Source organism: Sulfurimonas sp., assembly GCF_029027585.1.
GTDB lineage: Bacteria > Campylobacterota > Campylobacteria > Campylobacterales > Sulfurimonadaceae > Sulfurimonas.
The window spans coordinates 2122305-2146576 of the sequence record NZ_CP093397.1 but is presented as its reverse complement, the minus strand read 5'-3'; the positions used below and the strand labels follow the sequence as shown (position 1 = coordinate 2146576).

Annotated in this window: 24 protein-coding genes; 18 read left to right on the top strand and 6 right to left on the bottom strand. The window is 30.2% G+C overall.

All coding sequences use genetic code 11. The annotated features are described in order from the left end of the window. Position 1: 1 nt before the first annotated feature. The 3 genes from MOV50_RS11155 to MOV50_RS11145 are packed head-to-tail and all read right to left on the bottom strand — an operon-like array spanning position 2 to position 4714. Positions 2–1222 (bottom strand): hypothetical protein, encoded by a 1221-nt coding sequence (locus MOV50_RS11155; RefSeq protein WP_321777982.1) that lies wholly within the window; start codon positions 1220–1222, stop codon positions 2–4. Beyond that, positions 1222–3381, bottom strand: coding sequence for an EAL domain-containing protein (locus MOV50_RS11150; protein ID WP_321777981.1), 2160 nt, complete (start codon positions 3379–3381; stop codon positions 1222–1224). The genes MOV50_RS11155 and MOV50_RS11150 overlap by 1 nt, the downstream gene beginning before the upstream one ends. A 49-nt stretch (positions 3382–3430) precedes the next feature. Further along, positions 3431–4714: an MATE family efflux transporter gene (locus MOV50_RS11145; protein ID WP_321779668.1), complete on the bottom strand. Its 1284-nt coding sequence runs from the start codon at positions 4712–4714 to the stop codon at positions 3431–3433. Positions 4715–4860: 146 nt separating this feature from the next. On the opposite strand from MOV50_RS11145, the gene MOV50_RS11140 reads away from it, so the two are divergent. Beyond that, positions 4861–6276, top strand: coding sequence for a hypothetical protein (locus tag MOV50_RS11140; RefSeq protein ID WP_321777980.1), 1416 nt, complete (start codon positions 4861–4863; stop codon positions 6274–6276). Positions 6277–6290: 14 nt separating this feature from the next. Here MOV50_RS11140 and MOV50_RS11135 read toward each other — a convergent pair whose 3' ends face one another. The 3 genes from MOV50_RS11135 to MOV50_RS11125 are packed head-to-tail and all read right to left on the bottom strand — an operon-like array spanning position 6291 to position 8006. Next, positions 6291–6560 carry a hypothetical protein gene (locus MOV50_RS11135; protein WP_321777979.1) on the bottom strand — a complete coding sequence of 90 codons (270 nt, stop codon included), beginning with the start codon at positions 6558–6560 and terminating at the stop codon, positions 6291–6293. Next, on the bottom strand, positions 6550–6801 hold the full coding sequence (locus MOV50_RS11130; protein ID WP_321777978.1) for a hypothetical protein: 252 nt from the start codon (positions 6799–6801) through the stop codon (positions 6550–6552). Before MOV50_RS11130 ends, MOV50_RS11135 begins: the two co-directional genes overlap by 11 nt. Next, complete coding sequence (locus MOV50_RS11125) at positions 6798–8006, bottom strand: MFS transporter (protein WP_321777977.1); 1209 nt, start codon at positions 8004–8006, stop codon at positions 6798–6800. The genes MOV50_RS11130 and MOV50_RS11125 overlap by 4 nt, the downstream gene beginning before the upstream one ends. A gap of 98 nt (positions 8007–8104) precedes the next feature. Here MOV50_RS11125 and MOV50_RS11120 point away from each other — a divergent pair, with 98 nt between their 5' ends. The 17 genes from MOV50_RS11120 to MOV50_RS11040 all read left to right on the top strand — a co-directional run bounded on the left by MOV50_RS11120 (position 8105) and on the right by MOV50_RS11040 (position 24263). After that, positions 8105–8491: a flagellar protein FlaG gene (locus MOV50_RS11120; RefSeq protein WP_321777976.1), complete on the top strand. Its 387-nt coding sequence runs from the start codon at positions 8105–8107 to the stop codon at positions 8489–8491. Between the two features lie 104 nt (positions 8492–8595). Beyond that, positions 8596–9813, top strand: a complete 1218-nt coding sequence (locus MOV50_RS11115) for an argininosuccinate synthase (RefSeq protein ID WP_321777975.1) — start codon at positions 8596–8598, stop codon at positions 9811–9813. Then, positions 9813–10550: a ferredoxin-thioredoxin reductase catalytic domain-containing protein gene (locus MOV50_RS11110; RefSeq protein WP_321777974.1), complete on the top strand. Its 738-nt coding sequence runs from the start codon at positions 9813–9815 to the stop codon at positions 10548–10550. The genes MOV50_RS11115 and MOV50_RS11110 overlap by 1 nt, the downstream gene beginning before the upstream one ends. Positions 10551–10571: 21 nt before the next feature. Further along, positions 10572–11018, top strand: a complete 447-nt coding sequence (gene rplI / locus MOV50_RS11105) for a 50S ribosomal protein L9 (RefSeq protein ID WP_321777973.1) — start codon at positions 10572–10574, stop codon at positions 11016–11018. 6 nt (positions 11019–11024) lie between these two features. Beyond that, positions 11025–11567: an ATP-dependent protease subunit HslV gene (hslV, locus tag MOV50_RS11100; protein WP_321777972.1), complete on the top strand. Its 543-nt coding sequence runs from the start codon at positions 11025–11027 to the stop codon at positions 11565–11567. Beyond that, positions 11567–12895, top strand: a complete 1329-nt coding sequence (gene hslU / locus MOV50_RS11095) for an HslU--HslV peptidase ATPase subunit (protein ID WP_321777971.1) — start codon at positions 11567–11569, stop codon at positions 12893–12895. Before hslV ends, hslU begins: the two co-directional genes overlap by 1 nt. Before the next feature lie 15 nt (positions 12896–12910). Then, positions 12911–13789 carry a GTPase Era gene (gene era, locus MOV50_RS11090; RefSeq protein ID WP_321777970.1) on the top strand — a complete coding sequence of 293 codons (879 nt, stop codon included), beginning with the start codon at positions 12911–12913 and terminating at the stop codon, positions 13787–13789. Beyond that, positions 13786–14757: a L,D-transpeptidase family protein gene (locus MOV50_RS11085; RefSeq protein ID WP_321777969.1), complete on the top strand. Its 972-nt coding sequence runs from the start codon at positions 13786–13788 to the stop codon at positions 14755–14757. The genes era and MOV50_RS11085 overlap by 4 nt, the downstream gene beginning before the upstream one ends. A 174-nt stretch (positions 14758–14931) precedes the next feature. After that, positions 14932–16467: a hypothetical protein gene (locus MOV50_RS11080; RefSeq protein ID WP_321777968.1), complete on the top strand. Its 1536-nt coding sequence runs from the start codon at positions 14932–14934 to the stop codon at positions 16465–16467. After that, complete coding sequence (locus MOV50_RS11075; RefSeq protein ID WP_321777967.1) at positions 16464–17096, top strand: hypothetical protein; 633 nt, start codon at positions 16464–16466, stop codon at positions 17094–17096. Before MOV50_RS11080 ends, MOV50_RS11075 begins: the two co-directional genes overlap by 4 nt. Further along, positions 17096–17560: a hypothetical protein gene (locus MOV50_RS11070; RefSeq protein ID WP_321777966.1), complete on the top strand. Its 465-nt coding sequence runs from the start codon at positions 17096–17098 to the stop codon at positions 17558–17560. Before MOV50_RS11075 ends, MOV50_RS11070 begins: the two co-directional genes overlap by 1 nt. A gap of 14 nt (positions 17561–17574) precedes the next feature. Continuing rightward, positions 17575–19200, top strand: coding sequence for a pilus (MSHA type) biogenesis protein MshL (gene mshL / locus MOV50_RS11065; protein ID WP_321777965.1), 1626 nt, complete (start codon positions 17575–17577; stop codon positions 19198–19200). After that, positions 19190–20005 (top strand): ATP-binding protein, encoded by an 816-nt coding sequence (locus tag MOV50_RS11060; protein WP_321777964.1) that lies wholly within the window; start codon positions 19190–19192, stop codon positions 20003–20005. Before mshL ends, MOV50_RS11060 begins: the two co-directional genes overlap by 11 nt. After that, complete coding sequence (locus MOV50_RS11055) at positions 19998–20735, top strand: hypothetical protein (protein WP_321777963.1); 738 nt, start codon at positions 19998–20000, stop codon at positions 20733–20735. Before MOV50_RS11060 ends, MOV50_RS11055 begins: the two co-directional genes overlap by 8 nt. Then, on the top strand, positions 20732–21274 hold the full coding sequence (locus MOV50_RS11050) for a hypothetical protein (protein WP_321777962.1): 543 nt from the start codon (positions 20732–20734) through the stop codon (positions 21272–21274). The genes MOV50_RS11055 and MOV50_RS11050 overlap by 4 nt, the downstream gene beginning before the upstream one ends. A 14-nt stretch (positions 21275–21288) precedes the next feature. Next, a complete protein-coding gene (locus MOV50_RS11045; protein WP_321777961.1) occupies positions 21289–23025 on the top strand; it encodes a GspE/PulE family protein in 1737 nt (578 codons plus the stop codon). After that, complete coding sequence (locus tag MOV50_RS11040) at positions 23022–24263, top strand: type II secretion system F family protein (protein ID WP_321777960.1); 1242 nt, start codon at positions 23022–23024, stop codon at positions 24261–24263. The genes MOV50_RS11045 and MOV50_RS11040 overlap by 4 nt, the downstream gene beginning before the upstream one ends. Positions 24264–24272 lie beyond the last annotated feature (9 nt).

Genomic DNA, 24272 nt, shown 5'->3' with positions numbered 1-24272 from the left:
TCTACACTCTTTGTTTTTTTGATATTAAAGCTTTAACTATCGATTTTTTAATCAATAAAAAAGAAGTTTCATTTTGAGATAAAATTTTTTCTTCAGCTTTTTGTTCTCTTAACATATAGTCTAATTCTCTTTCATATCTAACATACTTATCTAAATCACTTCTGTTTACTTCTTTTTGCCCAAGCAGTTCTAAACTTCGTCTTACTATATGGAAATCTTTTTTTATTTTCTTTATATCTTTTGTTAAACTTACTTTGTCATTTTCTTCTTTTACTATTTGAAGCATATCTAAACTCTCATCTAATCGTCTTCTCTCTATACTTAAATCTTCATCAAGTTTTTGTTTTTCTTTCAAGTATTGATTGTTGTATTCCACTGGCGAAATTTCATTAATAAATAAATCTACAATTTTATCATCAAGCAAATGTATCTCTTTATCTAATTTTTTTAATAATTTTTTTGTTCTTGTGTATATCTTTGCTATTGATAACATTGAGATAACATTCCATTTCAAACCATCTTTAGTTTCAAGAGATGGAACTCTATATTTTTCTCCATTTACAATAACGATATCTAAAGAATAATATTTTAAAAAATCTATCATGTAGTCACTTGAAAAAGCAATTTCATTCAATATAAAATCTGCTATATACTCAAATACTTCAGTAAAATGTATTCTAAATATATAACCTGAAAAACCTTTAAAAAATTCATCACTATCATCAAACTCAAAGATTAGTTGCTCTATTATTATATTTTGAAGAAGAGGAAATACATTATTTTCATATATATTATTATCAATTTTTTCTTCTATAAAATACCTCTCAACAAATTCTTTAACAATAATCTGAAAAAATTCTCTACTCTCTTCTTTTGAAAAATACTCATCATAAAAATCATCTAATTCATCTTCTTCGATGCCATTAAACCTATTTGCAATAGTATTTTCCTCTTCTTTTGGAACTTTTTTTATCTTTGATTTATTAAATATTTTTATAAATATTTGCTCTTTTTTTATAATGATAATATCATTGTGTTTAAGTCTAAGTGCCTTTCTTACACCAAATCTCATAAGATCTTTTATTTTATCTTCATCTGCTGATATAGTTGTGGCAAAAGAAAAGAGTTGATCTCGGAGTTTTTTATCTAAAATTATTTGAAATTTTTTATGCTCTATATGCTCTTCATTCTTTTGAATAAGATTTAAAAAAATTTCATTCATCAGCTATTGATTAAATCTTGTGGACGACCAAAGTAGTAACCTTGAAATTCATCTACTCCATATTCTTTAAGAAGTTCAAATATTTCTTCATTTTCAATGTACTCAGCGATAGTTTTTATACCTAAATCTTTTGTAAAATTTATAATACTTTTAACCAAAATTTTAGACTCTTCATCTTCTAAGATATTTCTAACTATAGAACCATCAATCTTTAAGTAATCTGGTTTTATTTTTAAAATATGTGCATAGTTAGCATATCCACTTCCAAAATCATCTATTGCTATTAATACACCTATTTTTCTTAGTTTTTGAACTACTCTTAAAAGCCTGTCAAAATCTTCTACACCTTCTTGTTCTGTTATCTCAACTACAACTTGCTGTGGTGAGTCAAATTTTTCTAAGAGTTCTAAAAATGTATCCATTATGGATGCATTAAAAAAATCATTTGGCAAAAAATTAACTGAAATTTTTTCATCTCTTAAAGCAAAAAAGGTCAAAGCTCGAGTAAGCATCTCTTTGGCAACACTCATATAAAGTCCACTTTTCATAGCTATTGGTAAAAAGTCATCTGGAAATATTATATTTTTTTTGCCATTTACTAAATTTACTATTCTTACTAAGGCTTCATACTTAATAATTTTTCCATTTCTATCGGTTATAGGTTGAAAAAATGGGATAATCTCTTTTAAAAGTATGGCATCTCTTATAAGTCTTTTCATGCTTAGGACATTTTTATTATGCTCTTTTGTATCTACATTTTGAGAATAAGCAAGATATGGAAGTGATTTTTCTTTTGCTTTTTTTAGTGCCATCTGTGCATCTAGGAGAGAGTGTGCTTCTCCAAAAGCAATTCCTGAGTATATCTCTACACTTATGGTTTCACCAATACTCTGTATATTAATATCCAAGGAATTTATCTTTTCATGTAGTTCTTGTAAAATATCATCATATTCTTCTGCTTCAAAACTTTCTTCTTCTTTTAAAAGAACATACTCATCTGATGAAATTCTATATGCTGAAAGTTTATATTTTGTTGCAAATTTTTCAAAGGATTGAGCTACTTTTTGTAAGACTTCATTTCCAATATCTACACCATATAGTTCATTTAAAAGACTAAACTCTTTTATATTACTTAAAATTAAAACATATTTTTTATCTTCAAATAACTTTGAATTAAGTGCTTGTCTATTTTTTAGTTTTGTTAACCTATCAGTATTGGACTCTTTTTTATAATATTTAAGTATCGCCTCAAATCCTTGATAAAGTACAATTATCAATACTAACGCTACGCTAAGACCAAGATAAAGCAACTTATTCATAAACTCTTTGTTGGCTTGTTCTATTGATGATATATCAAACCCAAGAAGTAAAACACCCACTTCAGTAGAGAGATGATTTTTTAATAACACATTCGTTTTAAGTTTAAAATGAGAATTTTGTTTTTTTTCTTTTAATTGTTTTTGCAGATGTTCACTGCCTTTAATTAAAATATATTTTTCATTTATATAGATGCTATTTTTATCTAACATAGAATCAGCAAATGTTTTATTTATTGCTAGTCCTATTTCAAAATCAAAAACTAAGCTTAAATCTTGAATAAACTTATTAGGATCTACTCCTATCTCAACACTACCTACAAATTTATTTTTATAAAAAATTGCTTGTGTGCTTCGATACATCAAGTCTAACTTAGTAACTTCAAAGCCACTAAAAGATTTTTCTTTTATATTTGTATCTACTATCAGTCTTCTATTTTCATTTAAAAAATCTCCGTAAAAGTCTGGTCTATGAGCCCTAAAAAGTATCACTCCATCTTTGGAGCGAAAGGTAAGAATATTTACATCAGCATTTATATTTGTTATATGCTTATAATGAGGTGTAATAATAAAAGATATTTTTTTATAATTGTTTTGAGATACTGCTTGAGTTAAGCCATCAAGAGATAATAACTCATCTATAATATTTATTAAATTTTTATTTTCTTGAGTAACTTTTAAAGTGAATAGTTTCTGTGTTGAATCTACTATTTTTTGAAGTTCTTTACTTGTAGAGTTTTGAAACTGATAGTTTAAAAATATATAACCAACACCCCAAGAAAACATTAAAACAATAGCCGCTAAGATAAGTGTTTTTTGTTTTGTACTCTCTGGATTTTTCAAATATTACTCTTTTTACTTGTTAATTTTTATATATTATAACATTAAAGTTTTAAACTTTTGTATTTAACCACTCTTTTTTGTGATAGATATACCAATAGACTATCCCTTTAATCAATGTTTCAATATTCATAATCACAAATATAACAACAAGCCCATATCCCATTTTATAAGCAATATAAGAAGGTATAACTCTTAAAAACCATAAAGATAAAACATTTACTTTTAATGTAGTTTTTGTCGCACCTGCTCCTCTTAATGCTCCCGAATAAACAAATACGATGGCTAAAGGAATTTGAGCAAGTCCAACTAAAACAAGATAGTTTGATGCCACTTTTATAGTAGCTAAATCTCTTGTGAAAAAACTAACTAAAACCTCAGGAAACAGGATTAATACAACACCAACGCTTCCCATAAATATATAAGCAATTCTTCCGCTAATTATTCCCATTTTATAAGCTAATTCTTTATTGTTTGCTCCAAGATTTTGTCCCACTAAAGCCATAGCAGCTATCGCAAAACCAAAACCGGGCATAAAAGCTATACCCTCTATACGAAGTCCTACTTGATAACCAGCAAGTCCTGCTGTTCCATAAGCTGTGATAATTGAGATAAAAACTAAAAAGGACATACTAGATATTCCCCTATCTAGTGCTGCACTCCAACCAACATTCCAAACTCGTTTCATATCTTTTATACGAATAATTGGGATTAAGTTTAACTTTGCTTTTGGTTTTTTTAATAAGATTAGATAAGCAATCACATTAAAACAATAAGCAATTACAGTAGCATAGGCAGCCCCCTCTATGCCATAAGCCTCAAAACCAAAATGACCAAAAATCAAAACATAGTTTAAAAAGGCATTTATAGATGCTGAAATAAGTTTTATATAGAGGGAACTTTTTGTATCCCCAGCGGCAGAGAGAGCATTGTAAAGAAGATTATCTATAAATATAACGACAATACCAAGTGAGAGTATTTTAAAATACATTGAACCTTGCTTTACAACCTCTGCTTCCGCCCCCATCAAAACATATATCTGTTCACTCGCAAAGTATCCACCAATAGTTACAAATATAGAAAGAAATATAGCAAAGATGCCAAGTGAATATAGAAGAGCAGACGCTCGTTTTTTTCTACCCTGCCCTATAAACCTAGATATAAGAGCATTCCCACCAACAACATATAGAGTCATTAAAACATTTATGACCATCATAAATTGCATACTCATACCAACAGCAGCTAAAGCCGATACGCTTATCATACCTACCATAAGCATATCTATAATGATTTGAAGTATATCTACGAGATGCTTTAGTGCAGCAGGAAGAGCTATCGAAAAAACTCTTTTTGTATCATTTGAAATAAGTCTAGTAAAAATTGTGATACCTTTGAAATTTATTATTTCGTATAGTATCTAAAGGATATTTAATAAGCTTAGTTTTGATACAATTACACAGTAGTTATATACCAAGGATTATAGTGAAAAAATTATCAATAAAATTTAAAAATATTGCTTTAGTAAAAGAAATTGAATCTCCTGAAAACCCAGCTGGCTTAGAAAAAAGAGTTGCTTTAACACCAAAAGATGTTGGACAGCTCACAGATGCTGGCATTAAAGTATTTGTAGAATATGGTGCTGGTTTAGGCGTTGGTTTTGAGGATGCTGAGTATTTAGAAAATGGTGCTTTGATGCAAAATGCACATGAGATATATGTAAATAAAGATATGATTATTAAGTTTAAAGGTCCTTCTTTAGACTCAATATCACAGATGAAAAAAGGTTGTACTCTCTTTTGTATGGCACATTTTCACTCTTTTCCTGATCGTGCAAAAATGCTTGAAGACTCAAATATAAATGTTATAGCTATGGAAGAAATTGTAGAATCTCCAAAAATTCAAACAGATGAACAAATCTTGGCAAGAGCCGCAATGGCTGAAGCATTAAAGAATTTCATTGAAGATAAAAGCATTAGTGATTTAAAAATATTTGTAATTGGTCGCAATGAAAGGTTAGCAGGTGCTGTTAGACGGGCAGGAAACCGTAATCCATCTTCACTAAATATGCTTCATACTGATGTAAAATTTGAAGAATTAAAAGATAAAGGAACTGGCACTCTTTACTTTTATGATAGTGAAAGTTTTAATGATAAGAATAAGATTATTGCAAAATTAAATGGTGTCGGTTCTCATGTTTTTGACCTCCATGAATTTGAATTAACAAATGGTAAAACAGCCATTAGTGAGTATAGAGATTCTCACACACCTTTTGAATTTGGACTAAGAAGAATCCAATGTCTTCATGAAACAGGACAAGCTGGTGCAAGGTATGGAATCAAACTACTTAAAGAGAATAAACCTGATTTAGATATTCGAGAAGCAAAAGTTGTAGTTCTTGGTTATGGAAATGTAGCACGAGGGGCTATGCATGAAATCTACAACCAAGGCTTTAAAAACATCAATGTATTAGGTCGAACACAAACAGCTAAAGAGAAGATAGACTTCTTTCTTAGAGGTGTTGACTTAGTTGTAAACGGTGCAGAACTACCACGAGAAATAAGAGGTATAACTTATCTTGTAAGTAACGATCATCTCAAACAAATTATTCCTAAAGGTTCAGTTGTGATTGACCTTGTTGGAGGAAGTGAAACAAACAGAAGTGCTGTGGAATCCGTTCTTTCATGCACATTTTTAACCGAGCCTCATTTCGTTCAAGATGAAGTTACAGTTTCAGCATTATGGGGCTGGCCTATGCTTGGAATGATGAGAGAGAGTGCCATAAAATATTCTTCTCAAATTGTAGATGTTTTAATTAGAAGAGAAAAAGTAATAGAAGGCTTAGATAACTTAACACCTGGAGTTAAAAGAGCTTTAGTATGTGGACCTTTTACTCACTAATATCTCACACTATACTAAGCAAAGAGTTTAGCAACTTCTTGCATCTCTTTCATTAGCTTTTCTTTTATATCAAAATGTAAAACTTTTTTATCTTTTACTTCTTCTTTTGGAGGAGTAAAATCAAAAACCAGAATATACTCTATTAAGTTTACTTTACCTTCATTCATTTCCATCCATTCTAAACTCATTTCAGCCATTTCGCCATCGAGTTCTATAAGTGCAGCAGGATATAGCCTTTTTACTTTACTTAAATCTATTTCTTCATTTTGATATTTATAAATCATGTTCTTTCTTATTTAAAGTTTTATTCATTTCGCCACTTCTCATTTTTAAGTAGGCTAAAAAACCTAGCGCTGTTCCAATGATTATAAAAATACTACCGACATAATCATCTTTTTCATAAGCCATTATTATCCAACATACATCAGCGAACAGATAAACAATTACTGCTTGATAAATTTTACCTTTATATGTAAAATATGCACCAATATTTAAAAGCAAACCACCTAAAACTGCAAAACTCATTGTGAAATATCCTTAATATTTTGGCTTTTTAATATCCATGAAAAGTATAAGCCACCCAACATAAAACCAATACCGATAAGTATCGTAATTAATTCTAGAGAAAAATCATTAGTAGCTAAAAAACCTATCATAAAAGATGTAAAAGCAGCAGCACTTAAAAAGAGCATATCATTATATGCCACAATTCGTCCATAATATTTTTCTTCTATATTTTTTTGAAGTAGTGTATAAGTATATGACCACAGCGTAGTTGTAAAAAAACCAACAAAAACGCTAGCTAGTAAAGAAAGGTAAAAATTATGCATCATAAAAGCCCAAAACCAAACACAAATACCTTGCATTACAAAAATATACACTATTCTTTTATTATTAACCCACTTACTAATTATTATAGGTCCTATTACCAAGCCTATCGCGCGAGAAGTGTGCATTAGTCCCAAAGCTAAAGAGGTTGCTATCACAGATGCATAATATTTATCTACCATCAAAGCTACCAAGGCATCAAAAGCAGTTAAACCAACAAAAGCATGTATAAGCATTAGATGCAAGGCTTGTGGAGTTTGCTTTAAGTAGCTAAAAGTTCCCTTCATCATTTGCAGTAAATTTTCACCACTTTTTATGATTTCTACTTTGATTTCTAAATTATAAAGAAGAAAAAATCCAATAACAAACATACAAGCATCTAGGATAAAAGCAACCTTTACACCAAAAAGATAAACAACAAATCCACTTAATGCCATTCCTAAAGTATAAGAAAATGACCAGATAATGGAGTGAAGTTCATTTGCCTTTTGTAATTTATCTCCATCTAAAATTTTAGGAAGCAGTGACATCTCTGTTGTAAAGTAAAAAGAAGCTGCTGCCATTTTTACAAAAATGAGAGTATATAAAAGCCATAAATCTTGCAAAGAGTTTACTAAAATCAAAAACAGTGTTGCAAATATTTCTATACAAATTAAAAAAAGCATTAATTTTTTTGGTTTAACACTATCAATAATTACTCCAGAAAAAGGTGCTTGAACAACTCCTGCTAAAAAATGAAGCATTGCTGTAAAGGCTATAACCCTAGCATCTACACCCATCTCTAGCAATAATGTATAAATTGCCACATTGCTAAACCATGCACCAAAATATGCAATTAACTGTATAATTGATAATCTTCTTAATGTCTGATGTGATTGCAATAATTTTATATATTCGTTCATAAATGAAAGATTATCATAAAATTTAACATTTTAATTAAAGTTATTTTTTTATTAGTCGATATGGTGTGTATTAGTATTCTTTAGACAAGGAGTAAGTCATGGATGGCATAGCAAATGTTGCAAGGCAACAACAGTCACAAGTAAATACAGAAGCTCAAGGAAGAGCAACTCAAGCAGTTCAACAACAGGTTGAAGAACCAAAACAAGAAAATGTAGTAAAAGAGTTGCAAAAAGAAGTTTCAGCTACAAGTACTGAAATTAATTCAAAAGAACAAGTTCAAGATTTAGTAAATCAACTAAATGACGCAATGGCTCCAATGAATACAAATTTAAAATTTGGTGTTGATTCACAAGATATATTTTTTGTATCTGTTATTGAAGCAGCAACAAGTAAAATGATTAGAAGATTCCCAGCAGAGCAAGCTCAAGACTTTCTTCCAAAAATGCAAGAAGTAACTGGAATTTTATTTGATTCAAAAGGGTAATCAAAATACCCTTTTGAATTTATTTTCTATACTCCTCTAAGCAAAAACTCACAAATATTTAGATATAATCGCGACTATTATTTTACTCATAAAGGGTTTTTCATATGAAAAAAGAAGTTAAAAAAGTAGTTCTTGCTTATTCTGGCGGACTTGATACTAGTGTTATCTTAAAATGGTTACAAGATGAATACAAATGTGAAGTTGTAACTTTTACAGCAGACTTAGGTCAAGGTGAAGAACTTGAACCAGCAAGAATCAAAGCTCTTGAACTTGGTATAAAACCTGAAAATATTTTTATTGATGATTTAAAAGAAGAGTTTGTAAAAGATTTTGTGTATCCTATGTTTAGAGCAAATGCTATCTATGAAGGAGAATATCTTTTAGGTACTTCTATCGCTCGTCCACTTATCGCAAAAAGACAATCTGAAATCGCAAAGCTTACAGGGGCAGATGGCGTTAGTCATGGTGCGACTGGAAAAGGAAATGATCAAGTTAGATTTGAGATGGGTTATTTAGCACAAGATTCTACTCTAACTATCATCGCTCCATGGAGAGAGTGGGACTTAAACTCTCGTGAAAAACTTCTATCTTATGCTGAAGAACATGGAATCTCTATTGAGAAAAAAGGTAAAAAATCTCCTTACTCTATGGATGCAAATCTACTGCACATCTCTTATGAAGGTGGAATACTAGAAGACCCATCAGCAGAGCCCGAAGAATCTATGTGGTTGTGGTCTAACTCACCCCAAAATGCTCCAGATGAAGCTGAGTATATTACACTTGAGTATAAAAATGGTGATCCAGTTGCACTTAATGGAAAAAAGTTGAGCCCAGCAACAATGCTTAAAACTTTAAATGAAATTGGCGGAGAACATGGCATCGGTCGTGTTGATATAGTTGAAAATCGTTTTGTAGGTATGAAAGCTCGTGGCTGTTATGAAACTCCAGGTGGAACAATTATGCTAAAAGCTCATCGTGCCATAGAGTCTATAACTCTCGACCGTGAAGCAGCACATCTAAAAGATGAGATGATGCCTCGTTACGCAAAACTTATATACAATGGATTTTGGTTTGCACCAGAACGCGAAATGCTTCAAGCTGCAATTGACAATACTCAAAAATATGTTCAAGGAGAAGTTCGTCTTAAACTTTACAAAGGAAGCATAATTGTTGTTGGAAGAACTTCTGATGTATCACTTTTTAATGAAGAATATTCAACATTTGAAGAAGATGAAGTCTATAACCAAAAGGATGCTGAAGGTTTCATAAAACTAAATGCTCTGCGTTTTATAATCGAAGGTAAAGCGAGAAAAGGCAAATAATGGCTATAAAAAAAATCGATATGAACTCTCCTGAGTTTATAAATGAGATGAAAAAAACAATTGCATTTACTGATGATGTTGTAAAAAATCTAGGTTTAGAATACAACCCAGAACTCACGGTTAATGAGGGTGTTCAGATGGGTCTTGCAAGAAACAAGATGATGTATAACGAAAGATTCTGTCCATGTTTTATGGTTGAGGAAGTTGATGGAGTTCATAAAAGTGTAGATGCTAGGACTTGCCCTTGTGAACCAGCCAAAACAAAAGAGATTCCTCAAACTGGTTCATGCCATTGTGGGATATTTTGTACTCCTGAGTTTGCAGCAAACAAACGATTAGAGATGCAAGCAGAAGAAGTTGTACATACTCACTCAAGAGGTCTTACAAAAGAAGAATGTGAGCTTTTAGTAAATCAAAATGAACTTGATAGTGATGAACTTTTGGCTCTTTTAGAAGCTAGAGAACTTGATATGGTTACTTTTAAACTTGTAGATGTTCGTGAAGATATGGAGTGGCAGATGGGGCATATAAATGGTGCTGATAAGTTAGTTCCAACAAGTAGTTTTTACCAAGCGATAGAAGAAGCCAAACTTGATAAAAATGAAAACATTATACTCTACTGTCATGTTGGAAGTCGTTCTGCTCATGTTGCAAGAATCTTACCAGATATGGGCTATACAAAAATAGGAAACTTAACTCATGGCATAGTTTCTTATAGTGGCAAGATAAATAGATAAATAAAATTTAAGGACTATAAAATGAAAGTATTATTGATTAAAGATGTAAAAAGTTTAGGAAAAAAAGGCGAGGTTAAGGAAGTTAAAGATGGTTATGGAAAAAACTTTTTAATTGGAAAAGGTTTTGCAAGACATGCAACTGCTGAGATACTTTCTCAACATGCACAAGATGAGATAATAGTAGCTCAAAATCTTGAAAAAGAAGTAAATATTCTTAAAGAAATTGCAAAAGATTTAGATAAAGCAGAAATAATCATAACTAAAAAGCTAGGTCAAAATGGTCACCTTTTTGGTTCTGTAACAAAAGATGAAATAGCTAATGCCCTTAAAGAACAACATGGTATTGAGATAGATAAAAAACATATAAATGAAAAACATGCTATCAAAACTATCGGTGAACATGATTTAGATTTTAAACTAGGTCACGGTCTTCACGCGGTACTTCATGTGGATGTTCAAGGAGAATAATATACTATGTTTGATGCTACTACTATACTTGCCTATAAGGGCAAAAACAAAGCTGTAATAGGTGGAGATGGACAAGTTACTTTTGGGGATTCTGTTCTTAAAGGTAATGCTACAAAAATCAGAACTCTTGGTCATGGCAAAATTTTAGCAGGTTTTGCAGGTAGTACCGCAGATGCTTTTAATCTTTTTGATATGTTTGAAGAGTTTTTAGAAGATAAAAAAGGTGACCTTTTAAAATCTGTCATAGAGTTTTCAAAAGCATGGAGAAAAGATAAAGTTCTTCGCAGACTTGAAGCTATGATGATTGTCTTAAACAATAAACATATTTTTATACTCACAGGAAATGGTGATGTTGTTGAGCCTGAAGATGGAGAAATTGCATCTATTGGAAGTGGTGGGAACTATGCTATTTCAGCTGCAAGAGCCTTGAAAAAACACTCTGCACTTGATGATGAAGAGTTAGTAAGAGAGAGTTTAAGCATAGCCGCAGACCTCTGCATCTATACAAATCACAATATCAAAACACTTATACTAGAAAAAGGCAAGTAATGAACCTTACTCCAAAAGAGATAGTTAAATATTTAGATAATTATGTCATCTCTCAAAGAGATGCTAAAAAAACTATTGCTTTAGCACTTAGAACAAGATATAGACGCATGAAACTAAGTCCTGAACTTCAAGATGAAATCATGCCTAAAAATATTTTAATGATTGGCTCAACTGGTGTTGGTAAAACAGAAATTTCAAGAAGACTTGCCAAAATGATGAAAGTTCCTTTTATTAAAGTTGAAGCATCTAAATATACAGAAGTTGGTTTTGTTGGTCGTGATGTTGAGTCTATGATTAGAGATTTAGTTGTTAACTCTATATCTATCGTTAAAGCTGAAAAAGAAGAAGAAAACAAAGAGAAAATGGAAAACTATGTTATTAATAAAATAGTTGAAAAACTTATTCCTCCCCTTCCAGATAGTGCAAGTGAAAGTAAACAGGATGACTACCAACGACTCTTACTTGTAATGGAAAAAAGAGTAATTAACGCAGAGATGGACGATAAAATCATAGAACTTGAATTTGACAAGGTTCATGTAGAGTTTAACGATACAAATTTACCTCCAGAGATGGCAAAAGTTCAAGAAAGTTTTTCTAAAATATTTGACACCATGAACAAAGAAGATAACAAAAAAGAAGTTACAGTAAAAGATGCTAAATCTATACTAAAACATGAAGCAAGCAGTAAACTTTTAGATATGACAAATATCAATACAGAGGCTCTTAAAAGAGCCCAAGACGGTGGTATAATATTTTTAGATGAGATAGATAAAATTGCTATTAGTGCAAAATCTCAAGGAAGAAATGACCCGAGCAAAGAAGGCGTTCAAAGAGATTTACTTCCAATAGTTGAAGGCAGTAGTGTTACTACAAAATATGGAGTTATAAATACTGACCATATTCTTTTTATAGCTGCTGGAGCTTTTCATCTAACCAAACCAAGTGACCTAATCCCTGAGCTTCAAGGTAGATTTCCACTAAGGGTTGAGCTTGAATCATTAACAGAAGAAACACTATATAAAATTCTTACTCAAACTCAGAACTCTTTGTTAAAACAATATGAAGCTCTGTTGAGTGTTGAGGGTTTAAAACTAATATTTGAAGATGAAGCGATTAGAGCAATCGCCCACTTGGCTCACAAAGCAAATGAAATCACAGAAGACATAGGAGCAAGAAGATTGCATACTGTCTTAGAAAAGATTTTAGAAGATATAAGTTTTGATGCAGATGAACATAATGGTGAAGAGTTTATTATAGACGCTAAATTAGTACATGATAAACTAGACATGGTTGTTGATGATGATGACCTCTCTCGCTACATTTTATAAAATAAAGGTAATCCTATGACAAAAGCTGGTTTCGTATCTCTTATTGGTCGTCCAAATGCTGGAAAAAGCACACTTATGAACTCACTTTTAGGTGAAAATATCGCTATGGTTAGCCAAAAGGCAAATGCAACAAGAAAACGCTCAAACGCTATTGTTATGCATAAAGATACTCAAATCATTTTTGTGGATACCCCTGGACTTCACGAGAGAGAAAAAGTTTTAAATCAATTTATGCTAGATGAAGCACTAAAAGCTATGGGCGATTGTGATTTAATCGTTTATTTGGCTCCTGTTACTGACTCAGTTGAGCATTATGAAAAATTTTTAAAACTAAATAATGATAGAGTGAAACACATAATTGTTATAAGTAAAATTGACCAAGTTTCACAAGAAAAACTTTTTAAAAGAATTGCCTCTTACAATCAGTTTGCACATAATTTCGAAGCTCTTATACCAGTTGCAATTCCTAAAAAAGTTGGACATGAAGATTTGTTAAAAGTAATATCTAAATATCTTCCTGATTCACCTTTTCTTTACGACCCTGAGGATTTAACAAGTGAGCTTGTTCGTGATATTTATGCTGGTTTTGTTAGAGAAGGAATCTTTGAAAATGTAAGTGATGAGATTCCTTATGAATCAGATGTTATCATCGACTCAATCGACGAAGAAAAAGGCATCGACAAGATTTATGCTACAATCATCATTGAAAAAGAGTCCCAAAAAGGGATCATTATAGGTAAAGGTGGAGAATCAATCAAAAGAATTGGTAAATCTGCAAGAGAGAAGATAGAAAGATTAAGTGGGAAAAAAGCCTACTTAAATCTACAGGTCAGCGTAAAAAAAGGCTGGACTAAAGATAAAGCATTTTTAGAGGAGATAGGATACAAATCATGAAGATAATATTCTTTATTTTAATAAGCCTAAGTTTATATGCAAATAATATTTTAACAAACTATAGAATTAATGGTATTAACAGCGTAGAAAAACAGATGGATTTAGAACTAACTAAAAATGAGTACTGGAGTGAATATCTTAAAACTATTGACACTACTTTTGGCTATTTAGAATCAAGTCCAAAAGTCTTAACCTGCAATAAAGACGCCTCTACACTAAATTTATATATAAAAGATACAAATAATACTTACAGTTTTATAAAAACATATAATGCTTTCACAGGAAAAATAAAAGGCGATAAAATAAAAGAAGGCGACCTTATAACTCCAATAGGAATCTATAAAATACTCAAAAAACTCACTCGTGAAAATAAACTTGATTCATTTTATGGACCCTTAGCTTTTGTAACTTCTTATCCAAATACTTATGATACTTTTAGAGGAAAAAATGGACATGGAATCTGGATTCATGGACTTCCAACAGAGCAAACTAGAGATGAATTTACAAAAGGTTGTATAGCCATTGACAATCAAAATATAGAATGCTTAAGCAACAGGATTGATATACAAAATACTATACTAATTATAGATGCAAATAAAATTAAACAAAATATTTCAAAAGAGATTTTAAGTTCTATACTTTCAGAATTATTTGTATGGAGATATGCTTGGTTATATGATGATATAGATGCTTATCTAAGTTTTTATTCTAACAAATTTGTAAGAAATGATGGAATGACAATACAAAGGTTTAAAAAATACAAAACAAGAATCTTTAAAAAACTAGAAAAAAAAACAATTATATTTAACAATATAAATGTAATTCCTTATCCAAATTCTGACGATATTTATCAGATAACTTTCAAGGAATACTATAAATCTGATACTTTTAAGTTCATTGGTGATAAAATTTTAATAGTAAAAGTGGACAAAAACAACAAAAAAATAAAAATAATCACAGAAAAATAAACAATCTAAAGTACTTAAAACATGCTATTTTATAGATAAACAACAACATATTACTAAACTTGTGTGATATCAAAAAATCTTTAAGCTACATTCCGCTAAAATCAAGATAGTTGATAATAAGGAATGACTTTTGCTTTTATATCAACAGTTTATTTCAAATTAGGGTTATGGCAAATGAGTAAAAAAACTGAACATTCTTTTTCAAGTGTTATCTCTGTAAATCCATACAAGGGTTCCTACCTTAGTGGTATCTCTAGTTTTCTTTCAAATACTGAAACTGCTCAGTTTTCAAAAGAACAATATGCAATATCTTACTTAAATACTAAAGACTTTATAAATTCACAAATTTCTATCTCTAAAAATATACCCGAAGAAGATTTACACGATGCGATAAGCAATAAAATATATGATGAATTAGCACTAGACCAAGCTGTAACTTATCAAATACAATTTATAGAAACCTTCAATTCTCTTGATGAAGATAACAGAAATTTTCATGTTTTTATCATAGACCCATTAACTCTTGAAGAAACATTTGTCCCTACCATTGAGAAGATAAAATATATAGATGCTATCATACCTTCTCCTCTACTCCTTAAAACACTATATTCAAAAGAAATAATTGAAACTAGTGGTGTTCACTGTTATATATATTTCCAAGAAAACGATGCCTTTATCACTGTTTACAATGAAAAAGAGTTTCTTTATACTAAATCTATTAACTACTCATTTTTACAGATGCATGAAAGATTTTGTGAACTATATGGCGAAAGAATAGAGTTTGTGGATTTTATAAGTTTTTTAAGCACTCAAAGCTTAAAAGATACAGATAGTGACTATAAAGAATATTTCATAAAACTCTATAAAGAAATTTTTGCCAATATTAACGATATTTTAACTTATGTAAAAAGAGCTTATGAATTAGAAAAAATAGAGCGTGTATTTATTGGTTCACAAATTCAAACACTCACTAAACTAGATGAGATGAGTGAAGTTGAACTTGGAATAAAATCAAGCAACTTCGAATTTGACTATGGCTTTGAAAGTGATGGGATATATATAGACCAACTTCATGCTTTAATGCATGTTTATACAACCCTTCCCTTAGAAGAAAAGTATAGTTGTAATTTTACAACCTACCATCGTCCTCCAAAATTCATTCATAGAGAAAGTGGTAAAATCATATTGCTTATTGCTGCTTCGCTTACTTTAGCCTTTATGTATCCTGTAACTTACTGGGTACTTACTTATGCACAAACACTCCAGTATGATCTTTTAGATGCTGAGTATAAAGAACTTCATGCTCAAAAAACCACAAGACAAGCAACCATTAGAAATAAAAAAGCTGTTAAAACAAAAGTTCAAACACTCTTAGCCCATGAGAAAAAAGAGTACGCAGAAAAAAAATCAACGCTGATAAAAATTCATGATGTAAAAGTAAACTATCCGATGAAAGCTAAACTACTAGCCAACTTAACAAAAGATTTAAATAAGTTCAATATTGGTCTTGATTCTTTATCATATAAAGAAGATGAAAAACTAAAAACATTTACTCTCAACTTAATATCAAAACAAGATAAGTCGATAACAAAGATGCTTGAGTACTTAACTAAAACATATGAAGGTAAATTTGACTTTTCACTCAAACACATAGAGCTTAAAGATAAATCAAAAAAATACTTTAGTGAATTAAAGGTGAATATATTATGAAAATAAATATTGAAGATTACCTACAACGCATAGATGCTTCTTTTAAAGGTAAAAATCAAAAAGATATATATATGACATATATTATGATTTTTGCTCTTATTTTTGCATTTTCATATCTACTTTTTTGGGAAAGTTCACAAAGTGGTTTTGAGAAAAAAAACACACAAATAACTTCTATAAGTTCAAAAATAAATGTAGATAAAATATTTCTTCAACAAAATCCTAAAGTAAAGATAGTTCTACTAGACAGAGATATAAAAAATTTAAATGCAAAACTTGTTCTAAATAAAGCAAATAATGCCTATATTAAAAGTAAAATCGAAACTATCTCATCGTTAATTTATGATGAAAGGGCTTGGGGAGAATATTTACATTCAATCTCAACAAATGCAAAGAAATACAATATTAAAATCATAGATTTCACTAATGAATATGCTAAAAATAATAATTCTTTTGGTCATATATTAGATATTACACTAAACACAACAGGTAATTATAAAAATACTCTTAGATTTATAAACTCTCTTGAACAAAGTGATTTAGTTGTTGATATTCATGCCTTAGATATAAAAGCGAAAAAAACTCTTAGTACAGAGTTATTTATCTCAGTTTGGGGGATTACATACTAATGAAAAAATTCACTTTATTATTAATTACTCTATTTATATCTGCTACATTAAGTTCAAACGAGCTTTCATGGGTTGATACGCAAGTAGAAGCTATAAAACCTCCAAGAAAAGGGATGGAGACTAAAGCTTTAACTGAAATACATAGTCCTTTCATATACTCTAATGGTAAAAAAGCTAAAAGAAGATATACAAAGAAAAAGAGTTCTACTTATAAAAAACCATCTAAAGTATCTACTACTTCAACAAAATCACTTCACACCATGCAAAAACTACCAAAAAATCTAGTTCTTAGTGCTGTTATAAATAAATCAGCCCTCATAAACGGAGAATGGTACAATTTAAATGATTCACTTTATGGCTATAAGCTATCAAGTGTAAAGAGAACAACAATAATCTTATCTAGAGGAGAGAGTAAAGTAACTCTCTCAACACGAGATAAAAAACAAAATTTAAAATTTAAATAAATAGGATAATAGAAATGCAATATTTAAGAAAAATAGTTTACGGGTCACTGATAACACTTCTTTTATCAAGTAGTAGTTATGCGGATTGTTCATATGAACTGTTTACTATAAGCTCTACAAAAAATACAAAAATCATAGATTTTGTAGAACAGCTTAGTGATGAATGTGAATTTAGCATAATTGTAACTGACCCACATGCTGAAAAATTCCTAGAATCAAGACTAAATAAAACTCATCTTAAGAATCTAACAATAGATGAAGTTTTAAATATTATATTAAATGAAAATAACCTTTACTATATACTTGAAAATAATATTTTAAAAATATCTTATTTAAAAACTAAAACATTTGGCATTGACTATATACTATCTCAGAGAAAAGGCACAGGAAGTACAAATGTAACATTAACATCTTCTGGTGTCGGTTCTGCTACAGGGGGAGCAACTGGTGGAACAACTGGTGGGGCTAATGCAGGAGGAGCTGGTGCTTCAAGTGCAGAGTCTGGTATAAAAATAGAAAGCACTGATGAAGTAAAGTTTTGGGAAGATTTAGATAAAGAGCTTCAATCAGTAATAAATAGACCTCACGATGTATACAAAGCAGATGCCCCTATCATAAATAAAAATGCTGGTCTAATAACGATAAGTGCAACTATAAGACAAATGACAAGATTAGAAAAATATCTAAAAAGACTTCAAGAAAAAGTACAACTTCAAGTTTTAATAGATGTGCAACTTCTCTCCGTTACTATGGAAGAAGGAAAGACTACTGGTATTGATTGGCAACAGTTATATGCTTTGCAAAATATAGAGATAAAAGCTGATTATGTAGCAAAGGAAAATGTTCCAACTTGGACAGATGGAAAAATCACTACAGCAGGTTCACAAGCTGTAAATGGTGCAAGTCTTGTAACCATAAAAGCTGGAGGAACTCTAAATCAAGTTATTAAGTTTTTACAAACTCAAGGGGATGTTGTTTCTATATCAAACCCAAAAGTTTTAACTCTAAACAACCAACCTGCACTTATAACAGCAGGAACTGAGTACTTTTACAAAATAAAATCAGAAACAAACCAACAAGGAACAGGTGGTGGAGTAGCTGCTACAACACAAAATGATACTATTCAGTCAGTATTTGCTGGAGTATTACTAGATATTACACCTGAGATATCAGATGACAGAACAATTACACTAAAGATAAATCCTTCAATATCTGAAACAAGAACAGATATATCTCTTGAAAATGCATCTGAAAGAAAAATGCCACCTGACCTTATTCGTCGTCAACTTTCGTCAGTTGTCACAGTTAAAGATGGCAAGAGAATTATTTTAGGTGGTTTAATAAATACTAAAAATGTAAACAAAATGAATAAAGTTCCTCTCTTAGGTGATATTCCAGGGTTAAGTTACTTTTTTAAATATGAAGAAATGACAAAACAAATCCAAGAATTAGTTATTATAATAGAACCTCATATCATAGATAAAGATAACAATGATTTATCTTTAGCAGATTTAGGATATGAAGGGATAACTGATCAAACTGTTATCTTAAATAAAAGTTCAATTTCCCAGCAAGCAGATAATCTTGAAGTAAAAACAGACACTGAAGTTAATGAGAAGAAAGAGGAAGATGAAAGATAGTATCTTCAACAACTCTAAGGATGTTTTCATTGACAATGTAAATGTTCGCGATTATGTTCAGCTTGACAGAGTTTCAACACTCTATCAGTCACTAAAAGACTCTGTAAAAAAGCCTCTTAAAATGATACTTCTTTATGGGAAACCAGGAACTGGTAAAAGTATGTTTTTAACAAAACTACATCATGATTTATCTTCTTCTCAAAAAATTTATTTATATCAAACTCCTATTTTAGATGATAGTGAATTTTTCAAATCACTTGCTCGTGATTTATTTAATGTAAAATATAAGGGAGAATTAAACTTTACTCAATTTATGTTAATAATCAAAAAAAATATCTTAGAAGATGATGAAGTTCCCTTAGTTTTATTAGATGAAGCTCAACTTTACTCTAGCACTCAAATGGAAAAGATAAGACTACTGTCTGATACAAGAACTGTTAAATTTATTATAACACTTCACAAAACAGAAAAAGAAGATTTAATAGCAAAAGAGCATTTTCAAACAAGGATATGGGAAAGTGTAGAGCTTGAAAACGCTTCAAATAATGAACTTAAAATATATATACAAAAAAAGCTCATGAAAGCAAACTGTTTTGATAGTGCCAATATGTTTTCTAAAAAACCAGTAAACTTAATCCATAAAATAACAAAAGGTAATTATAGAGATACTAATAAACTTTTATATACTTTTTTTGATATTTATTCATGGTATTATAACAACAATCCTTCAGCAATAAATACCAATGTTGCATCTACAAAAATAATAGAAATGTCCGCAATTCACACAGGTCTTATAGATGCTTAATATCAATGAACTAGAAAATAGAAGGCGTAAGTATAAGATTAAAACTTATTTACCTTATGGGGTTATCTCTTTAAGTCTTATCGTTATTTCTTCTATTATTTTAATACTTTTTACTTCTGATGAGAATAAAGAGCAAAAAATGATACAAGAACCTAAGCTTAAAAAAGTAGTAATAGAAAAAATTATAGTAAAAAAAGAAGTTTCAAAAATAGTAGAAGAAAAAACTCCAAAAACTAAAATGATTCTTTCCCCATCTCTTAATTTTATGTCAAATATAAAACATAATACTCTTTCTCATTATGAAAATGAAAAACTAACTAGTCTAAATAAACAAAAAAAAGAAAGAAAGAAAGTTGTAAAAAGAAAAAAAAGAAAAGAAAAAGAGTATATTGAAAAAATAAATACTATTTTGATAAAACGACAAAATACTCAAGAAGATATAAAGCATGTTATTAAAAGATTTAAAAAAAATAACAATCCAGCCCTTAGTTTATTTGTAGCTAAAAAATATTATGAATTAGAGCAATATGATAAATCATATAACTATGCTCTTGTAACAAACCAAATCAACGATAACATAGACGCAAGTTGGATAATTTTTTCAAAATCTCTTGTAAAGTTAAATCAAAAAAAAGAAGCTATGAAAATATTAAAAAAATATATCAATTATTCAAAATCACCTCGTGCAAAAATACTTCTCGAAGATATTAAGTCAGGAAAATTCAAATGAAAACATTATTAGTACTATTAATAAGCATAAATTTATATGCGACAATAAAACAAAATATGTTTACTCTCTACCAAAATAAAAAATATGAAAGAGTTTGTGATATAGGTTTTGATAATTTTAAACAAAATAAAAAAGATGAAGAATTTGTATCATTATATGCTTTTTCTTGTCTGAACTCAGACTACCTTGACAGACTAGCTATACCAATAGCACTTTTAAAATTTTCTCCTGAATCTCGTGCTAACTCTGCTTACTTTTCTGTAATATTAATGCAAAAAAAACTTTTATATCATGCTCTTATTGACAATTATGACTTATCATCTTTAGATTTACCTACTACGAATTATGTACTATCAAAAATTTTTGATTTTTATGCAAAACTTGGAAAACACGAACCAAGAGCTTTTTATCTTTTTGAAGATGAAAAAGATAAAAAGCTAACATACAAGTTGTATTTAGAAAAAAATGTAAGAATTAAGAAGATAGTGATTGAAGAGTTTTATGATACAATAACTATAAAACGCCATGTTTACTGGTAAAGCTAGGATAATCTATGGATAGAATAACTACTGATTTACTTGCAAATGGCTCAATTATGCAAGGTCAAGTTAATAGACTTTTAGCAAAAGGTTTAAGTTCTGACCTAATATTAAGAGATATAACACTATCTGGCTTTATGACTATGGACAGACTTGTTCGTTTCATAGTTGAACAAATAAGAAATGGTATCTATGAATTATCTATTATTGAAAACTATGATTATATCGGTGAAAAAGAAGTACTACAAAAACTATCAGCAGGTTTAGATTTATTCTTTTTAGACTTAGATGCTATCGACATGGATTACCAATTAATAAGTAGAATTCCTTTTGCTCAACTAAAAAAATTCACATTTATCCCTATTTCTCAAGATGATATGAGTGTAACAGTCGCTTTTTGTGATCCTCTAAATATTGAGGCAGAAGAAGCTATACAAAGACTCTTCCCTAGAAAAATATTAAAAATTGCTTGCGCAACAAAAAAACAAATCCTCTCTTATTTGTATAAGGTTGAATTACAAAACAGTGTAAAAGATTTAATCAAAAAAATTCGAGATGAGCTAAATTCTATTACTACACTAGAAGAACAGCAAGAAGCTTCATCTATTTTATTGTTAATTGATGTTATTTTAAAAACTTGTATTCGAAGCAGAGCGAGTGATGTTCATATAGAACCAACAGAAAAAAACTGTGTAGTACGAGCTAGAATAGATGGTAAACTTACAGAAGTACAAATATTTGATAAAGACATCTATCCACCTTTAGCATCTAGACTTAAACTTTTAGCTAATCTTGATATTGCTGAAAAAAGGAAACCTCAAGATGGTCGTTTTTCTACTGCTGTTGGAGATAGAGAGTTTGACTTTCGTATATCTACTCTTCCTATTCTTTATGGCGAGTCTATCGTTATGCGTGTACTTGATAAAGAAAAAGCACTTGTTAAACTAGAAGATGCTGGTATGGATACTTTAAGTTACAACAAGCTTTTAAAAGGTTTACAAGAACCATTTGGTATTATCTTAGTTACAGGACCTACTGGTAGTGGTAAAACAACAACTCTTTATGGTGCATTAAATGAACTTAGAAATGTAGAAGATAAAGTTATTACAGTTGAAGACCCTGTTGAGTATAGAATGAATCTTATTCAACAAGTTCAAGTAAATCCAAAAGTTGGTCTTACTTTTGCAGCTGCTCTTCGTTCAATTTTAAGACAAGATCCAGACAAAATTATGATTGGTGAAATTCGGGATCAAGAAACTTTAGAAATAGCTATTAAAGCGGCTCTTACAGGGCATATGGTTATCTCAACTCTTCACACAAATGACTCAATTAGTGCAATTCCTCGTATGGTTGATATGGGAATTGAAAATTATCTCATTAGTGGAGCATTAGTTGCTATTCAAGCACAAAGGCTAGTTAGAAAAATTTGTACCAAATGTAAAGTAATAGAAAAAATTCCATCATCAACACTAGAGGATTTTGAACAATATATTCCAAAAAAAGCAATTTTTTACAAAGGTACAGGATGTAAAGAATGTAACGATACTGGATATATGGGCAGAGAGATGATATGTGAAGTCTTAACTATAACAGAAGCTATGTCATCTCTGATTGCTAAAGGTGCTCCAAAAGATGCTATGCTTGCTCAAGCAGTAGAAGATGGTTTTATTGGAATATTTGAAAATGGTATTCAAAAAGCTCTGGACGGTATAACAAGTTTAGAAGAAGTATTAAGGGTGGCAAAAGTATGAAGTATTATGTTGCAACGATTCTTACAAAAGGTAAAAGAGAAGAAATTCCTCTTTATGCAAAAGATAAAAAAGAAGCAAATGATTATGCAAAGTTAAAATACTCTGGAATAATCATCAAAGTTGTAGAAGGTCAAGAGCCTCTAGAAGCACAACTAAAAAGGTTTCAAGCAAACTTATTTCAAAATATTAAAAAAAGAAAAATCAAACCAGATACACTAATAGCATCTATTAGACAACTTGCCGTTATGACAAATGCTGGTATTTCAATATATGATTCCTTAAGTGAAATAGCCGAATCAACAGATGATCAAGCATTAGAACATGTTTTTGGAAGGCTTGCAGATGACATAAACTCTGGTCATTCATTATCAGCTTCAATGGAAAATTTTCGTTTTGAATTAGGTAACCTTACAATAGCTATGGTTGAGCTTGGAGAAAAAACAGGTAATCTTGATGAGTCATTGTATGCTTTGGCTGATATGCTTGAAGAAATTAGATCTAATTTTATTAAATTTAAAAAAGCTATGGCATACCCAAGAAATGTAATGATTGCGATGGCTATAGCATTTACAATTTTAATATCTTTTGTTGTTCCAAAATTTAAATCAATTTTTGATTCATTGAAGGTTGAACTTCCACTACCTACTCAGATATTACTTACTTTAGAGCATTTATTTAATAATTACGGTCTTTATGTTATTGCTGGGTTATTTTTATCTTTCTCACTTTTTAAATATATGATTAGAAATTACACGCATATAAGATTTGGATGGCATAAGTTTTTACTCAAAGCATACCTTATTAAAAATATTATCAAATTCTCAACTTTAAATCGTTTTACCTTAGTTTTCTCTGAACTTATTCGTGCAGGTATTCCAATAGCTGAGGCATTAGAGACAGCAATTGGAATGATAGACAACTTACCATTAAAACAAAAACTGCTATCTGTTAGAAGAACAGTTGAGAAAGGTGGAACACTCAACAGCGGATTAAAAGATACAAAATTATTTGAAAACATGGTTATACAAATGGTAAGAGCTGGCGAAGATAGTGGTACTCTTGATACTATGATTCAAAAAGTTGCAGAATATTATAAAATGCGTTTTGATGCGATAATAGATGGTCTTTCAGATGCGATAGAGCCTATTATGCTTGTTATAATTGCTGCAATGGTTATTCTTTTAGCATTAGGTATTTTCTTACCAATCTGGGGAATGGGTGCTGCTGTTGGTGGATAAAGCCTAAAA

Bases quoted from the DNA above. Each gene is read 5' to 3' on its own strand.
- MOV50_RS11155 (WP_321777982.1), bottom strand. From the start codon at position 1,222: ATGAATGAAATTTTTTTAAATCTTATTCAAAAGAATGAAGAGCATATA.
- MOV50_RS11135 (WP_321777979.1), bottom strand. From the start codon at position 6,560: ATGATTTATAAATATCAAAATGAAGAAATAGATTTAAGTAAAGTAAAA.
- MOV50_RS11130 (WP_321777978.1), bottom strand. From the start codon at position 6,801: ATGAGTTTTGCAGTTTTAGGTGGTTTGCTTTTAAATATTGGTGCATAT.
- MOV50_RS11125 (WP_321777977.1), bottom strand. From the start codon at position 8,006: ATGAACGAATATATAAAATTATTGCAATCACATCAGACATTAAGAAGA.
- MOV50_RS11120 (WP_321777976.1), top strand. From the start codon at position 8,105: ATGGATGGCATAGCAAATGTTGCAAGGCAACAACAGTCACAAGTAAAT.
- MOV50_RS11115 (WP_321777975.1), top strand. From the start codon at position 8,596: ATGAAAAAAGAAGTTAAAAAAGTAGTTCTTGCTTATTCTGGCGGACTT.
- MOV50_RS11110 (WP_321777974.1), top strand. From the start codon at position 9,813: ATGGCTATAAAAAAAATCGATATGAACTCTCCTGAGTTTATAAATGAG.
- rplI (WP_321777973.1), top strand. From the start codon at position 10,572: ATGAAAGTATTATTGATTAAAGATGTAAAAAGTTTAGGAAAAAAAGGC.
- hslV (WP_321777972.1), top strand. From the start codon at position 11,025: ATGTTTGATGCTACTACTATACTTGCCTATAAGGGCAAAAACAAAGCT.
- hslU (WP_321777971.1), top strand. From the start codon at position 11,567: ATGAACCTTACTCCAAAAGAGATAGTTAAATATTTAGATAATTATGTC.
- era (WP_321777970.1), top strand. From the start codon at position 12,911: ATGACAAAAGCTGGTTTCGTATCTCTTATTGGTCGTCCAAATGCTGGA.
- MOV50_RS11085 (WP_321777969.1), top strand. From the start codon at position 13,786: ATGAAGATAATATTCTTTATTTTAATAAGCCTAAGTTTATATGCAAAT.
- MOV50_RS11080 (WP_321777968.1), top strand. From the start codon at position 14,932: ATGAGTAAAAAAACTGAACATTCTTTTTCAAGTGTTATCTCTGTAAAT.
- MOV50_RS11075 (WP_321777967.1), top strand. From the start codon at position 16,464: ATGAAAATAAATATTGAAGATTACCTACAACGCATAGATGCTTCTTTT.
- MOV50_RS11070 (WP_321777966.1), top strand. From the start codon at position 17,096: ATGAAAAAATTCACTTTATTATTAATTACTCTATTTATATCTGCTACA.
- mshL (WP_321777965.1), top strand. From the start codon at position 17,575: ATGCAATATTTAAGAAAAATAGTTTACGGGTCACTGATAACACTTCTT.
- MOV50_RS11060 (WP_321777964.1), top strand. From the start codon at position 19,190: ATGAAAGATAGTATCTTCAACAACTCTAAGGATGTTTTCATTGACAAT.
- MOV50_RS11055 (WP_321777963.1), top strand. From the start codon at position 19,998: ATGCTTAATATCAATGAACTAGAAAATAGAAGGCGTAAGTATAAGATT.
- MOV50_RS11050 (WP_321777962.1), top strand. From the start codon at position 20,732: ATGAAAACATTATTAGTACTATTAATAAGCATAAATTTATATGCGACA.
- MOV50_RS11045 (WP_321777961.1), top strand. From the start codon at position 21,289: ATGGATAGAATAACTACTGATTTACTTGCAAATGGCTCAATTATGCAA.
- MOV50_RS11040 (WP_321777960.1), top strand. From the start codon at position 23,022: ATGAAGTATTATGTTGCAACGATTCTTACAAAAGGTAAAAGAGAAGAA.